Origin of the sequence: Streptomyces sp. NPDC002130 (genome assembly GCF_040296465.1) — a bacterium.
Classification (GTDB): Bacteria; Actinomycetota; Actinomycetes; order Streptomycetales; family Streptomycetaceae; genus Streptomyces.
In genome coordinates this window covers 1-1,102 of the sequence record NZ_JBEOXI010001169.1, presented here as the reverse complement: position 1 = coordinate 1,102, position 1,102 = coordinate 1, and the positions used below count along the sequence as shown (strand labels likewise).

The 1,102-nt window shown below is 62.7% G+C and carries 1 protein-coding gene; it reads left to right on the top strand.

Annotation, left to right across the window (positions count from 1 at the left end):
* Positions 1–217: 217 nt before the first annotated feature.
* Positions 218–1,102, top strand: an 885-nt coding sequence (locus tag ABT116_RS49345; RefSeq protein ID WP_351648183.1) for an MFS transporter, incomplete at its 3' end; no start/stop codon positions are given.

The following is a 1,102-nucleotide window of genomic DNA, read 5'->3' as shown; positions in this document are numbered from 1 at the left end:
TGCGTATCAGATGAATAATGCACGTCTGCACCACAGCGAGTTCCCAGACGGTGTTGCCGATGCGCACCCACGCCGAGCGTCGGCCGACCGAGTTCGAAAAGCGCCCCTTTCCCGTGCATTTCCTCGCAGCACTGCGCCGATGTCGCAGTGGCTCGCTCATGACGCCACCCTGACCACGCAAGCATCACCTATACCCCGTACAGGTAAGGAATTCAGAATGTCCACACAACCGAAATCCACACGTAAGTGGTGGGCGTTGGCGTTGATCGCCGCCGCTCAGTTCATGGTCATCATGGACACGTCGATCATCGGTGTCGCTCTCCCCCAGATGCAGAGCGACCTCGGCTTTTCCCAGGAAGGCCTGACCTGGGTCTTCAATGCATACGTCATCGCGTTCGGCGGGCTACTCCTCCTCGGCGGCCGCCTGTCCGACCTGTTCGGCGCTCGCAGAGTGTTCTCCGCTGGTTGGCTGATCCTGCTGATCGGTTCCGTTGTCGCCGGTGCCGCCGGTAACGTGGCCGTCGAACTTGCGGGCCGTGCAGTCCAGGGCGCAGGCGCCGCACTCATCGCACCATCGGCGCTCACCTTGCTGATGATGCTGTTCGGCAGCACGCAGAAGGAAATGACCAAGGCGCTGTCCATCTACGGCGCTGCCGCCCCGGCAGGCGGTACGGCCGGCGTGTTCCTCGGCGGCGTCATCACCGAATACACCAGCTGGCCTTGGGTGTTCTATCTCAACATTCCCATCGCCGTCGTCGCGCTGATCGCTACCCCCTTCCTGATGCCGAACGCACCGGCACGTACCGGTTCGATCGATTTCCTCGGCGCACTGGCCGTCACCGCAGGCCTCGCTGTCGGAGTCTTCGGCATCGTCAGAGCACCTGACGTCGGGTGGGGATCCGGGCAGACCTGGCTGGCGCTCGCCGTTTCGGCCGCTCTGTTGGGTGCATTCGTACTGATCCAGTCCAAGCGTCGTGAACCTCTCGTGCGTCTGGGAATCTTCAAGGCGCCCAACCTCGGTGCCGCGAACATCGCTCAGCTCGTGCTCGGCGCCGCCTGGATACCGATGTGGTTCTTCCTGAACCTGTACGAGGAGCTGGAG